8 protein-coding genes are annotated in these 14,482 nt (G+C 62.6%); 7 read left to right on the top strand and 1 reads right to left on the bottom strand.

The window, feature by feature from the left end; translation table 11 throughout:
- Positions 1-167: 167 nt before the first annotated feature.
- Genes recC through M2397_RS26680 form a run of 6 tightly spaced genes read left to right on the top strand, consistent with a single transcriptional unit; the run spans position 168 to position 11,715 of the window.
- Positions 168-3,617, top strand: a complete 3,450-nt coding sequence (gene recC, locus M2397_RS26655; RefSeq protein WP_259244755.1) for an exodeoxyribonuclease V subunit gamma — start codon at positions 168-170, stop codon at positions 3,615-3,617.
- Positions 3,614-7,288, top strand: coding sequence for an exodeoxyribonuclease V subunit beta (recB, locus tag M2397_RS26660; protein WP_259244756.1), 3,675 nt, complete (start codon positions 3,614-3,616; stop codon positions 7,286-7,288). The genes recC and recB overlap by 4 nt, the downstream gene beginning before the upstream one ends.
- Positions 7,285-9,390: an exodeoxyribonuclease V subunit alpha gene (gene recD / locus M2397_RS26665; protein ID WP_259244757.1), complete on the top strand. Its 2,106-nt coding sequence runs from the start codon at positions 7,285-7,287 to the stop codon at positions 9,388-9,390. Before recB ends, recD begins: the two co-directional genes overlap by 4 nt.
- A 12-nt stretch (positions 9,391-9,402) precedes the next feature.
- Positions 9,403-9,969, top strand: a complete 567-nt coding sequence (locus tag M2397_RS26670; protein WP_131700220.1) for a YfiR family protein — start codon at positions 9,403-9,405, stop codon at positions 9,967-9,969.
- The gene (locus M2397_RS26675; protein ID WP_145338527.1) at positions 9,966-11,219 is read left to right on the top strand and encodes a diguanylate cyclase domain-containing protein; all 1,254 of its coding nucleotides are present in this window, start codon (positions 9,966-9,968) and stop codon (positions 11,217-11,219) included. Before M2397_RS26670 ends, M2397_RS26675 begins: the two co-directional genes overlap by 4 nt.
- Before the next feature lie 4 nt (positions 11,220-11,223).
- Positions 11,224-11,715 (top strand): OmpA family protein, encoded by a 492-nt coding sequence (locus tag M2397_RS26680; protein WP_131700222.1) that lies wholly within the window; start codon positions 11,224-11,226, stop codon positions 11,713-11,715.
- A 164-nt stretch (positions 11,716-11,879) separates the two neighbouring features.
- Here M2397_RS26680 and M2397_RS26685 read toward each other — a convergent pair whose 3' ends face one another.
- A complete protein-coding gene (locus M2397_RS26685; protein ID WP_053134031.1) occupies positions 11,880-12,827 on the bottom strand; it encodes a LysR family transcriptional regulator in 948 nt (315 codons plus the stop codon).
- 131 nt (positions 12,828-12,958) lie between these two features.
- Between M2397_RS26685 and M2397_RS26690 the strand changes: the two genes are divergently transcribed.
- Positions 12,959-14,476 (top strand): CoA-acylating methylmalonate-semialdehyde dehydrogenase, encoded by a 1,518-nt coding sequence (locus M2397_RS26690; protein WP_259244758.1) that lies wholly within the window; start codon positions 12,959-12,961, stop codon positions 14,474-14,476.
- Positions 14,477-14,482: the final 6 nt, after the last annotated feature.

The raw sequence follows: 14,482 nt of genomic DNA on the forward strand, positions 1-14,482 counted from the left end.
TTCCCCATGTGAGAGTAGGTCATCGTCAAGATTAAATTCCGAAACCCCATTTGCGAAAGCAGGTGGGGTTTTGTTTTGGGCGGTCGAAAAGTGCGAAGAGGCGCCTCGGGGTGGCCTTCAGTGCTAAAGTCCATGCCCTCGATTTTGCTTTTCCCAAGGAAGCCGTTATGCCGGATGCGACGTCCCTCAGCGCTGGATTCATGGTGGTTCACGGCAACCGTTTGGACGAACTGCGCAGCCTGGTGGTGAGTTGGATGCGCCGTTATCCCCTGGCGCCCCTGGAAAACGAAATCGCCCTGGTACAAAGCAACGGCATTGCTCAGTGGCTCAAACTGGCCTTGGCTGAAGACCCGGAAGACGACGATATGGGTGGCTGCGGAATCGCCGCAGCCATTGATGTACAGCTCCCCGGCAGCTTCATGTGGCAGCTCTATCGCATGGTCCTGGGACGTGACGAAATCCCTCCAAAATCCCTGCTCGATAAAGCCCCGCTCACTTGGCGTCTGATGCGCCTGCTCCCGGAACTCATCGATCAACAGCACTTCGAGCCGTTGCAGCGCTTCTTGACCCACGACTCTGACCTGCGCAAACGCTACCAACTGGCGGAACGCCTGGCAGACCTGTTCGACCAATACCAGGTTTACCGCGCTGACTGGCTGGAAGACTGGGCTGCCGGTCGCCACCAATTGCGCAACGGCCGAGGCGAGCCCAAGCCCCTCAACCCTGCCAACTGCTGGCAAGCCGAGTTATGGCGTGCGCTGTTGTTGGACGTAGGTGAAGAGGGCATGGCCGAAAGCCGCGCCGGCGTGCACCAGCGTTTCATCGAACGTATCAATGCTCTTGAGCAAGCACCAAAGGGGCTACCTTCGCGGGTGATTGTCTTCGGGATCTCTTCCTTGCCCGCCCAAGCGCTCGAAGCGCTGGCCGGTCTGTCCCGTTTCAGTCAAGTCCTGCTGTGTGTGCACAACCCGTGTCGCCACCATTGGTCCGACATCGTGGCCGACAAAGACCTGCTGCGTAACGAATACAAACGCCAGGCGCGCAAAACCGGCATGCCCGTCACCATCGACCCACAAACCCTGCACCAACACGCCCATCCGCTGCTGGCCGCCTGGGGCAAGCAAGGTCGCGACTACATCAGCCTGCTGGACAGTTACGACGATCCCAACAGCTACCGCGCCGCTTTCCGCGATGGTCGAATCGACCTGTTCAGCGACAGCGAACCCACCACACTGCTCAACCAGCTTCAGGACGATATCCTCGAACTGCGCCCACTCAACGAGACTCGCGAACTATGGCCCGCTGTCGATCTAGAGCGTGATACATCCATCCGCTTCCACATTGCCCACAGCGCCCAACGCGAAGTGGAGATTCTCCACGACCAATTGCTCCAGCGTTTCAGCGCCGACCCCACGCTTCGCCCAAGGGACATCATCGTCATGGTCCCCGACGTCGACAGCTATGCGCCGCATATTCGCGCGGTATTCGGTCAACTGGACAGAATCGACCCTCGCTTCATCCCCTTCACCCTGACCGATCAAGGCCAGCGCGGCCGCGATCCCCTGCTGATCGCCGTCGAACACCTGCTCAAACTCCCCGATAGCCGCTTTCCCGTCAGCGAGATTCTCGACCTGCTGGACGTCCCGGCCTTGCGCGAACGCTTCGCCATCAAGGAGCGCGATCTGCCGACGCTGCACCGCTGGATCGAAGGCGCCGGTATCCGTTGGGGGCTCAACGCCGAGCAACGTGCGGGGCTCGGTCTGCCGAGTAAGCTCGAACAAAACAGCTGGCGATTTGGCCTTCGCCGTATGCTTCTAGGCTATGCCGTCGGCACCGGTGCGGCCTGCGAAGGCATTGAGCCTTACGACGAAATCGGCGGGCTTGATGCGGCCTTGATCGGCCCGCTGGTTGCTTTACTCGATGCGCTCAGCGATGCCCATCAAGCGCTGTCACAACCCGCAGCGCCCCACGAATGGGGCGAACGTCTGCAACGCCTGATGCAACTATTCTTCCTGCCCAGCAGCGAGCACGACGACTACCTGTTGGGTCATCTTGAGCTGCTCAGAGAAACCTGGTTGGAAACCTGCGAGTCCGTCGGCCTGCAGGATGAGTTACCGCTTACCGTAGTCCGCGAAGCCTGGCTGGCCGGCCTGGACCAAGGCCGTCTGTCCCAGCGCTTCCTCGCCGGAGCTGTCAATTTCTGCACCCTGATGCCCATGCGCGCCATCCCCTTCAAACTCGTCTGCCTGCTCGGCATGAACGACGGCGACTACCCACGCGCCCAGCCACCGCTGGATTTCGACCTGATGGGCAGCGACTACCGTCCCGGCGACCGTTCGCGCCGCGAAGACGACCGTTACCTGCTGCTCGAAGCCCTGCTGTCCGCCCGCGACCAGCTCTATATAAGCTGGGTCGGCCGTAGCATCCGCGATAACAGCGAGCGCCCGGCCTCTGTACTCATCGGCCAACTGCGGGACCATATCGCCAGCGGCTGGCACAACGCACAGGAAACACCGCTGCTGGACGCGATGACCCAGGAACACCCGCTCCAACCCTTCAGCGCCCGCTACTTCCACGAAGGTGATCCGCTGTTCAGCTACGCCCGCGAATGGCAGTTACTCCACGCCGCCCCGGATGCCGTTACACAGGAAGACCAACTGGCGCAGCACCAACAGGAGGAGCCCCTGAGCCTCGGCCAGTTACAGGATTTCCTGCGCAACCCGGTCAAACACTTCTTCAGCCAGCGTCTGAAAGTGTTCTTCGAAGCCGCCGAAGTGCCCTTGGCCGATGAAGAACCCTTCGTGCTTGACGCGCTGCAACGCTACAGCCTGAGCGATAGCCTGTTGAACGCTGCGCTGTCCCAACCCGAGCACCTCGACCAGGCCCTTAACGCCCAGGCCCTGCGGTTGCAAGGCAGTGGCCTGTTGCCGATGGTCGGTTTCGGCGAGTGCCTGCGCAACGAACTCATTGAGCCCCTGCCTGATTTGTTGCAACGCTACCAGCACTTGCTGGCTCTCTGGCCAACGCCACACACCGCTGCAGAACCGATCAGTTTCGAGCATCAAGGTATAGCGCTGGAAGGCTGGATCAGCGGCCTGCATCGCCGCAGTGACGGTGGATTGCTAAGTGTCACCACCATCCCCAATAGCATCGGATCGATCAAAACACGCAAATGGCATCGCCTGATACGTCCTTGGGTCAATCATGTGGTGGCCTGCGCCTGCGGCCTGTCGTTGAGCACAGGGCTGGTGGCCAGCGACGATACGTTGCTACTGGCCCCGCTGGATAAGCCCATCGCCCGGGAAATCCTCGGCAACCTGCTGCTGGCCTGGCACAGCGGCATGAGAGAACCGCTCCCGGTAGCCGTCAAGACCGCTTTCGCCTGGCTCAGCCAAACCGATCCGGTCAAAGCCCACGCAGCCGCGAGCAAAGCCTATGAAGGCGACGGCCTGACCACCGATGGCGAGCGCCGCGAAACCCCGGCGCTCACCCGACAGTTCTCCGATTACGCCGCACTGGTCGCCAGCGAAGAGTTCGAAGGCTGGTGCGAAACCTTATATCGACCGCTCATCAACGCCCCATGGCGATCACTCACAGGCGAGGAGGCCGGCGCATGAGCAGCAAACCCTTGGCCCTGGCCTTCCCGTTGCATGGCAGCCAGCTGATTGAAGCCAGCGCCGGCACTGGCAAAACCTTCACCATCTCCGCCTTGTACCTGCGTCTGGTCCTGGGCCACGGTGGCGATGAGTCCGGTTTCGGGCGTGAACTGCTGCCGCCGCAAATCCTCGTGGTCACCTTTACCGATGCCGCTACCAAAGAGCTGCGTGAGCGCATCCGCATTCGCCTGGCCGAAGCCGCGCGTTTCTTCCGCGAGGAGATTGAACAGCCCGACGCGCTGATCGCCGACCTGCGTGCGCAATACCTCCCCGAGCAATGGCCCGCCTGCGCCAACCGCCTGGACATCGCTGCCCAGTGGATGGATGAAGCGGCGGTTTCCACAATTCACAGTTGGTGCCAGCGCATGCTGCGCGAACACGCGTTCGACAGCGGCAGCCTGTTCACCCAGACCCTGGAAACCGACCACAGCGACCTGCTGGGCGAAGTGTTGCGCGATTACTGGCGGTTGTTCTGCTACCCCATGCATGACGATGCACTCAACTGGGTGCGCAGCAACTGGGGTGGCCCCGCGGCGTTGATGCCACGCGTGCGCGCACTGTTCGGCAGCGAACGGTCGCCGGATGAAACCCGCGAACCCGCCGAGTTGATCAACGCTTGCCTGCAAGAACGCCGCGAAGCATTGATAAACATCAAGGCTCCCTGGCAACAATGGGCCGCCGAGTTACGCGAAATCTGCCTGCAAGCGGTGGCCGCCAAAGCCGTCGACGGCCGCAAGATGCAAGCGCGTTACTTCGAGCCCTGGTTCGAAAAGATCAGCGCTTGGGCCGTTGACGAAACCCTGGAACAGTTGGACATCGGCACCGGCTTCACCCGCCTCACTCCCGACGGCATGGCCGAAGCCTGGAAGGGCGACCCGCCGCAACACCCCGGCATCGACGCCATGGCCGGCCTTAAAGCCGCCCTCGACGCGCTGCCAACCCCCGACGCTGCCGTGTTGCAACACGCCGCCGGTTGGGTGGGTAAGCGCTTCGAAGAAGAAAAACGCCGTCGTGCCGAAATGGGCTTTGACGACATGCTGATTCGCCTCAACGCGGCCCTGCAAGCCGATGGCGGCGAGCGCCTGGCCAGTGTGATCCGCGAGCAGTTCCCGGTGGCCCTGATCGACGAGTTCCAGGACACCGACCCGGTGCAATACAGCATCTTCGACAGCATCTACCGCATTGAAGAGAACCACCTCGACAGCGGCCTGTTCCTGATCGGTGACCCCAAGCAAGCGATCTACGCCTTCCGTGGCGCCGATATCTACACCTACTTGCGCGCGCGTAAATCCACGATCGGCCGTCACCACACCCTGGGCACCAACTTCCGTTCCAGCCATGCGATGGTCGAGGCAGTGAACCATGTGTTCCAGCGGGCGGAAACGGGTCGGGGCGCGTTCCTGTTCCGGGAGTCGAATGGCGACAACCCGGTGCCGTTCCACCCGGTGCTGTCACAAGGCCGCAAGGAAAGACTGCAGGTCGACGGCCAAACGTTGCCGGCGATGAACCTTTGGCACCTGGCCACCGACCAGCCGGTTTCCAACGCGGTGTACCGTCAGCAACTGGCTGGCGCCTGTGCCTCGCAGATTGTCGAGTTGCTCAACGGCGGGCAGCAAGGTACGGCTGGTTTCCTGCAACCGGACGACAGCTTCAAAGGCGTACTGCCGTCGGACATCGCCATCCTCGTGCGCGACGGCAAGGAAGCCCAAGCCGTGCGCGCCGAGTTGGCCGCCCGTGGCGTGCGTAGCGTGTACCTGTCGGACAAGGACTCTGTCTTCGCCGCCCAGGAAGCCCACGATCTGCTCGCCTGGCTCAAGGCCTGTGCCGAGCCGGATGTCGAGCGGCCGCTACGGGCTGCCCTGGCTTGCGTCACCTTGAACCTGTCACTGCCGGAACTGGAGCGTCTGAACCAGGACGAACTGGCGTGGGAAAGCCGCGTGATGCAGTTCCGTGGCTACCGCGCGATCTGGCGCACCCAAGGCGTGCTGCCGATGCTGCGTCGCCTGCTGCACGACTTCAAACTGCCGCAAACCCTGATCGCCCGCAGCGACGGCGAACGTGTGCTGACCAACCTGTTGCACCTCAGCGAGTTGTTGCAACAAGCCGCGTCGGAACTGGACGGTGAACAGGCGTTGATCCGCCACCTGGCCGAACACCTCGCGTTGTCCGGTCAAGCCGGTGAAGAGCAAATCCTGCGCCTGGAAAGTGATGAGCAACTGGTCAAGGTCGTGACCATTCACAAATCCAAGGGCCTGGAATACGACCTGGTCTTCCTGCCTTTCATCTGCTCGGCCAAGCCGGTCGACGGCAGTCGCCTGCCGCTGCATTACCACGATGAACACGGCAAATCCCACGTCAGCCTGCGCCCGACCGCCGAGTTGATCGCCCAGGCCGACGATGAGCGCCTGGCCGAAGACCTGCGTTTGTTCTACGTGGCCCTGACCCGCGCCAAACACGCCTCCTGGCTCGGCGTTGCCGACCTCAAACGCGGCAACAGCAACAGCTCGGTATTGCACCTGTCGGCGCTGGGTTACTTGCTCGGCGCGGGTGCTTCGTTGAGCGAATCCGCCGGCCTCGCGCGTTGGCTGCTGGATCTGCAGGATGGCTGCCCGGCCATCCACTACGTCCCTGTGCCCGACGCCCAAGACACCCTGTTTCACCCGCCGCGCAACACCGCCAACTTGCTCGCGCCCTTGTTACCTAAACGCAAGGCCGCCGAGAACTGGTGGATCGCGTCCTACAGTGCCTTGCGCATTGGCGACAGCATGAGCGTCGCCCACCTCGAAGCGCCCGAAAGCCCACAGGCGCAAAAGCTGTTCGATGACGAACGCCTCGATCCCGACGCACCGCGTGAAGTGGCAGCGTCCGGCGCAGACATTCACCGTTTCCCACGTGGTCCGAACCCCGGCACCTTCCTTCACGGTCTACTGGAGTGGGCCGGGGAAGAAGGCTTCAACGTGACCTCGCAAGCGATCGAACAAGCCGTAGGCGCGCGCTGCAATCGCCGTAACTGGGAAGGCTGGATCGTCACCCTCAGCGAGTGGCTGGGCCATCTGCTGCACACGCCGCTGCCGGTGGATAACGACCAGATCGCCCTGAGCAGCTTGCAGCACTACCAGATCGAAATGGAGTTCTGGTTCGCCAGTCATAAAGTCGACGTGCTCGCCCTCGACAAGCTGGTGTGCCAGTACACCCACAACGGTGTGTCCCGTGTCTCTGCCGAACCGGTGCTGCTCAACGGCATGTTCAAAGGTTTTATCGACCTGACCTTCGAACACGATGGCCGCTACTACGTGGCTGACTACAAATCCAACTGGCTCGGCCCTGACGATTCGGCTTACACCCAGGACGCCATGGAACAGTCGATCCTCGAGCATCGGTACGACCTGCAATACGTGCTTTACCTGCTCGCGCTGCATCGTCAACTCAAGGCACGCCTGCCGGACTACGACTACGACCGTCATGTCGGCGGCGCGCTGTACCTGTTCCTGCGCGGCACCCAGGCTGTCAGCCGAGGGGCGTTTTTCACCCGGCCGCCACGGGAGCTGATCGAAAGCCTGGACCTGCTGTTCCAGGGCAAGCCCATCCCGCCCAAGGCTGAGCCCGCCTGGGAACAAGGAGTGTTGTTATGAGCCTGTCGCCGTTACCGCTTGAGGCGCTAGCTCCCTTGAGCCGCGCCGCCGACCTGGTGCACCTGCTGGAGCGTTGGGTTGAGCGTGGTTGGCTACGGGCGTTGGACAAGGCCTTCGTGGGCTTCCTGCACGAACTCGATCCACACGCCGACCCCTTGGTGTTGCTGGCGGCGGCGCTGACCAGCCATCAACTGGGCCACGGCCATGTGTGCCTGGACCTGTTCGAAACCCTTAACGCGCCGGATTTTGCCCTGTCCTTGCCGCCCGAAGGCGACCTGCAAACCGGCGCCATGCTGCTGCCGTCGCAATTGCTCGACGGCCTCGACGGTGCCCATTGGTGTCATGTACTGGCCGCCAGCCCGTTGGTCGCCCTGGCGGTGGACGGCAGCGAATCGGCACACAGTCGTCCCTTGGTACTGTCGGGCAAACGCCTGTACTTGCGCCGCTACTGGACCTACGAACGGCGCATCGACACTGCCCTGCGCCTGCGTCTCGCCACCCAGGAAAGCGTCGCCGCCGATTTACCCCAGCGCTTGAATAGCTTGTTTGACCAGCCGGCGCCCGATGGCGTGATCGACTGGCAGAAACTCGCCTGCGCCCTGGCCACCCGCGGTGCATTCAGCATCGTCACCGGCGGCCCCGGCACCGGCAAGACCACCACTGTGGTGCGCCTGCTCGCGCTGTTGCAGGCGCCGGCCGTAGAGTCCGGCAGCCCGTTGCGCATCCGGCTGGCCGCGCCGACCGGTAAGGCCGCCGCGCGTTTGACCGAATCCATCAGCCAGCAAGTGCTGTCGCTGACAGTGCCGCAAAGTGTGAAGGAAAAGATCCCGACCCAGGTCACCACGGTTCACCGCCTGCTGGGCAGCCGTCCGGGCACTCGGCACTTCCGCCATCACCTTGGCAATCCGTTGCCCCTGGATGTGCTGGTGGTGGACGAAGCCTCGATGATCGATCTGGAAATGATGGCTAACCTGCTGGACGCATTACCGCCCCATGCCCGCCTGGTGTTGCTGGGCGACAAGGACCAACTCGCCTCGGTAGAGGCCGGCGCCGTACTCGGTGATTTGTGCCGCGACGCCGAAGCCGGCTGGTACAGCCCCCACACCCGCCAATGGCTGCAAACCGTCAGCGGCGAAGACCTCAGCGCCAGTGGCCTGCACGAAGACCTCGACGGCAGCCATCCCCTGGCGCAGCAAGTGGTGATGCTGCGCTATTCGCGCCGGTTCGGCGAAGGCAGCGGCATCGGCCAACTGGCGCGCTGGGTCAACCAGCAAAACGCCGACGAGGCGCGCAAGCTGCTGGCAGCGCGCAGCCACAGTGACCTGTTCTGCCTTAGCCTCAAAGGCGAGCACGACCACGCCCTGGAGCGCCTGGTGCTGGACGGGCAGGGCGACGGCGCCCAGGGTTATCGCTATTACCTCAACCTGCTGCACAGCGCGCGGCCCGCCGTCGACACCCCGCGTGACGACCCCGCCTGGACCCACTGGGCCCAACAACTGCTGCAAGCCTTTGATGCGTTCCAACTGCTCTGCGCCGTGCGCAAGGGCCCTTGGGGTGTGGAAGGGCTGAACCTGCGCATCACGGCCGCCTTGCGCAAAGTGCGGCTGATCGAGGGGGACGAGCAATGGTACGAAGGCCGCCCGGTGTTGATGACCCGCAACGATTACGGCCTGGGCTTGATGAACGGCGACATCGGCATTGCCCTCAAACTGCCTGAAAGTGATGGCGGGCCCCAGGTGTTGCGCGTTGCTTTCCCACGTAACGATGGCCAGGGTGGCGTGCGATTTGTACTGCCCAGCCGTCTCAATGATGTGGAAACCGTGTACGCCATGACCGTGCACAAATCCCAGGGTTCGGAGTTCACCCACACTGCACTGATCCTGCCGGACGCGCTGAACCCGGTGCTCACCAAAGAGTTGATCTACACCGGCATCACTCGCGCCAAGCGCTGGTTCAGCCTGATCGAACCCCGTGGCGGCGTGTTTGAAGAGGCCGTGCGACGCAAGGTCAAACGCTTGAGTGGGTTGATGCTGGAGTTGGGTCAGGAGTCAGAACTATCTGATGCTGTGCTATCGTTGCGGCATCACCCCGAAAACACCTGAGAGTATCGCTGCATGAACGTGGCCGTCTCGCCCACAGGGCGTAGTTTGAGCTGGAGACGCCTGCTGCTGGTGGCGGTTCTATGCCTGCTGGCGCCCCGCGTATTTGCCGAGGCTCCGGGCCCGGCTGACCAGCGCGCCCAGGCGGTCACCCAGGTGGTACTCGGTATCCTCAGCTATGCCCGCTGGCCAGTAGAGCCTGAGCAACTGCGCCTGTGCATCGTCGGCCCGACCCAATACACCGACGACCTGATCAAAGGCACCATCCAGGCCACCGGCCGTCCGGTCGTGGTGCGGCGCCTGCTGGCCGACCATCCCGATATCGTCAACGCCTGCGACGCCGTGTACATCGGCAAACTCAGCAATGACGAACGCAGCCGCCTGTTTGCCTCATTGATCGGCCACCCGGTGCTCAGCATCAGCGAAGGCGGCGACCAGTGCACCGTGGGCAGCCTGTTCTGCCTGCAGGTGGGGGATGAGCAAGTGTCGTTTGAGGTCAACCTCGACTCGGTGGCGCGCAGCGGCGTGCGCATTCATCCAAGCGTGTTGCAACTGTCCCGTCGCCGGGCGCCTGCGCCATGAGAGTGCGACCGACCCTGCGTTCGGTCATCGGCCGAGGGCACCTGATCCTCGCGCTGATGGCGGTGACCCTGGCCAGTGTGTCCCTGACCCTGCTCGGCGTATTGGCGCTACGGGTCTATGCCGAACATAACCTGCACCTGATCGCCCGCTCCATCAACTACACCGTGGAGGCGGCGGTGGTGTTCAATGACAGCGCCGCAGCCACCGAAGCTCTCAGCCTTATCGCTTCAACCGAGGAAGTCGCCGAGGCCGAAGTATTCGATGCTAGTGGCAAGCTGTTGTCGTATTGGACGCGCCCGGAAACCGGGATGCTGTCGCGGGTAGAACTGGAACTGGCGCACGCCTTGCTCGAACAGCCCATCATCCAGCCGATCCTCCATCAGGGGCGCACCATCGGCAGCATTCACCTGACCGGCCACGGCGGCAGCCTGTTGCGCTTCCTGCTCAGCGGCCTGGCGGGGATCCTGATCTGCACCGCCCTCAGCGCCTGGGTTGCCCTGCACTTGGCGCGGCGTCTGTTGCGCGGCATTACGGAGCCGCTGCAAAGCCTCGCCGCCGTGGCCCACGCCGCCCGCAGCGAGCGCGACTTTGACCGCCGCGTGCCGCCGGCCCGCATCGCCGAACTCGACAGCCTGGGCAGCGACTTCAATGCCTTGCTCGGCGAGATGCAAGCCTGGCAAAACCACCTGCAAAGCGAAAACGAAACCCTCGCCCACAAGGCCAACCACGACAGCCTTACCGGTCTGCCCAACCGCGCATACTTCGAAGGCCGCCTGATTCGCGCGCTGCGCAGCGCCGCCAAAGCCAAGGAACAGGTGGCCGTGCTGTACCTCGACAGCGACCGTTTCAAAGAGATCAATGACAGCTTCGGTCATGCCGCAGGTGATGCCGTGCTGGTGGCCGTCGCCGAGCGCGTGCGTGCGCAATTGCGTGAAGATGACCTGGTGGCGCGCCTGGGTGGTGACGAGTTCGCCATCCTGCTAGCGCCGCTGCACAAGGTGGAAGACGCCCAGCGCATCGCCGACAAAATCATCGCCAGCATGGACATGCCGATTGCGGTGCCTGGCGACACCCAGGTGTTGACCTCCCTCAGTATTGGTATCGCCCTCTACCCCGAGCATGGCGTCACACCTGGCACCTTGCTCAATGCCGCCGATGCGGCGATGTACCAGGCCAAACGTTTGTCGTCGGGCGGCCAGCAAACGGCGGAGTCGGAGAGCCCCGTCGTCAACGTTCAACACAGGAGCTGATCCCTTGTTCTCTACCGCGCGTTTTATCTTTATCACCCTGCTGGTGGCGTTGCTCGCCCTTGGCGGCTGCCAGACGGTACCCTCCAAAGGCCTGACCCCGGCGCAAGTCGCCGTCCTCAAGCAACAGGGCTTCGAGCTTACCGATGACGGCTGGGCGTTCGGCCTGTCCGGCAAAGTGCTGTTTGGCAGTGACGTCGAAACCCTTAACCAACCCAGCACCGACATCGTCCAACGCATCGGCAAGGCCCTGCTGGACGTAGGCATCGAGCGTGTACGCATCGACGGCCACACCGACGCCTCGGGCACAGAGACCTACAACCAGCAACTGTCCCTGCGCCGCGCCCAAAGCGTGGCGACGGTGCTGCAAGGCGTGGGCATGAAAGAAGACAACATCCAGCTGCGTGGGCTGGGCAGCAGTAACCCCGTGGCCACCAACGACACAGCGGAAGGGCGTACCGAGAATCGACGGGTGGCGATTGTGGTGATTGCCGACTGAGCCGGCAGTCCGATTTCAATCTGAAATCCAATCAAAATGTGGGAGGGGGCAAGCCCCCTCCCACATTTGAACGATGTTCGCTTAACTGCCCGGCGTCATCGCCTGCGTCAAGTCACCCACCACGGCCTTGCCCATCTCTCAGAGACACCGCGCAGCCCAGCCCTTTAATCCGCAAACCGAATCTCCCTTGTCTCCCCCATCAACAACCCCTGGTTCTGCTCCGTCACCTCGCGGATGTAATCCCACAGCAACGTAATCCGCTTCAACTTCCTCAGATCCTCACGGCAATACATCCAAAACTGACGAGTGATTGAAATCTGCTCCCCCAGCACCGGCAGCAACCGTGGATCCTGCGCCGCCAGAAAGCACGGCAAGATCGCCATCGACCGCCCTTGCTGCGCCGCCACGTATTGCGCAATCACGCTGGTACTGCGCAGGCTGGCGCTGGCGCCGGGCACTACATTCGCCAGGTACAGCAGCTCCGAACTGAAGGCCAAATCATCCACATAGCTGATAAACGGATGCTCGGCCAAATCGGCCGGGCGCTGGATGGGCGGGTGTTGGTCGAGGTATTCCTGGGTCGCGTACAGCTGCAGTTTGTAGTCGCACAGTTTGCAGCACACGTAGGGCCCGTGTTCCGGGCGTTCCAGGGCGATGACGATGTCGGCTTCGCGCTTGGACAGGCTGATGAAGTGGGGCAGCGGCAGGATGTCGACCGAGATGGCCGGGTAGGTGTCGACGAAGTGGCTCAACTGCGGGGTGACGAAGAAGCTGCCGAAGCCTTCGGTGCAGCCCATGCGCACATGGCCGGACAGCGCCACGCCGGAGCCGGACACCTGCTCGCAGGCCATGTGCAGGGTGCTTTCAATGGACTCGGCATACCCCAGCAAACGCTGGCCTTCGGGGGTGAGGACGAAGCCGTTGGTCCGGGACTTTTCGAACAGGAGGGTACCGAGGGACACTTCCAATGAGCTGATGCGCCGCGACACGGTGGTGTAGTCCACCGCCAGGCGCTTGGCCGCGACGCTGGCCTTGCGGGTGCGGGCCACTTCCAGGAAAAACTTCAGGTCATCCCAGTTCAGGGAACCCAGCGATGTGATGTTTTTTTGCATATTGGACCGGCTTTTATGTGCGTTCTTATTAGAGATTTGCACATCTATACTCCAAAAACAGTCCGAACGCCTCATTTCTCAAGGCGGTTTACGCGCCTTGTCTCTGCATAAATATAAGAGTTGGAGACCACATGAACGCATCTGCCGATATTTCTGTGCAACAGGTCAAGTTGCTGATCAATGGTGAGTGGGTCGAGTCCAAGACCACCCATTGGCAAGACATCGTCAACCCCGCTACCCAGCAAGTGCTGGCCAAAGTCCCGTTCGCCACGGCCGATGAAGTCAATGCTGCCATCGACGCCGCCCATCAAGCCTTCCAGACCTGGAAGCTGACGCCCATCGGCGCGCGCATGCGCATCATGCTCAAGCTGCAAGCCTTGATCCGTGAGCACTCCAAGCGCATCGCGGTGGTCCTCAGCGCCGAGCAGGGCAAGACCATTGCCGATGCCGAGGGCGATATTTTCCGTGGCCTGGAAGTGGTGGAGCACGCCTGTTCCATCGGCACCCTGCAAATGGGCGAGTTCGCCGAGAACGTCGCCGGTGGTGTTGATACCTACACCCTGCGCCAACCCATCGGCGTGTGTGCCGGCATTACCCCGTTCAACTTCCCGGCGATGATTCCGCTGTGGATGTTCCCGATGGCCATCGCCTGCGGTAACACCTTCGTCCTCAAGCCGTCCGAACAAGACCCGCTGTCGACCCTGCTGCTGGTGGAGCTGGCGCTGGAAGCGGGCGTACCGGCGGGTGTGCTCAACGTGGTGCACGGCGGCAAGGATGTGGTGGATGCGCTGTGCACCCATAAAGACATCAAGGCCGTGTCCTTCGTCGGCTCGACCGCTGTCGGTACTCACGTCTACGACTTGGCGGGCAAGCACGGCAAGCGCGTGCAGTCGATGATGGGCGCCAAGAACCACGCCGTGGTGCTGCCGGATGCGAACCGCGAACACACCCTCAATGCCCTGGTCGGTGCCGGTTTCGGCGCGGCGGGCCAGCGTTGCATGGCCACCTCGGTGGTGGTGCTGGTGGGCGCAGCCAAGCAATGGCTGCCGGATCTGAAAGCGCTGGCGCAAAAGCTCAAGGTCAACGCCGGCAGCGAAGCGGGCACGGATGTCGGCCCGGTGATCTCCAAGCGCGCCAAGGCCCGCATCCTGGAGCTGATCGAAAGCGGCGTGAAAGAAGGCGCCAAGCTTGAGCTGGATGGCCGCGACATCCGGGTGCCGGGCTTCGAGCAAGGCAACTTCGTCGGCCCGACCCTGTTCTCGGGTGTGACAACCGATATGCAGATCTACACCCAGGAAATCTTCGGCCCGGTGCTGGTGGTGCTGGAAGTCGACACCCTCGACCAGGCCATTGCGCTGGTCAACGCCAACCCCTTCGGCAACGGCACCGGCCTGTTCACCCAGAGCGGGGCGGCGGCGCGTAAATTCCAGAGCGAAATCGATGTGGGCCAGGTCGGCATCAACATCCCGATCCCGGTGCCGGTGCCGTTCTTCAGCTTCACCGGTTCCCGTGGCTCCAAGCTCGGCGACCTCGGCCCGTACGGCAAGCAAGTGGTGCAGTTCTACACCCAGACCAAAACCGTCACCAGCCGCTGGTTCGACGACGACACGGTCAACGATGGCGTCAACACCACCATCAACCTGCGCTGATTCGGG

Source organism: Pseudomonas sp. BIGb0381, assembly GCF_024809815.1.
In the GTDB taxonomy this organism is placed as follows: domain Bacteria; phylum Pseudomonadota; class Gammaproteobacteria; order Pseudomonadales; family Pseudomonadaceae; genus Aquipseudomonas.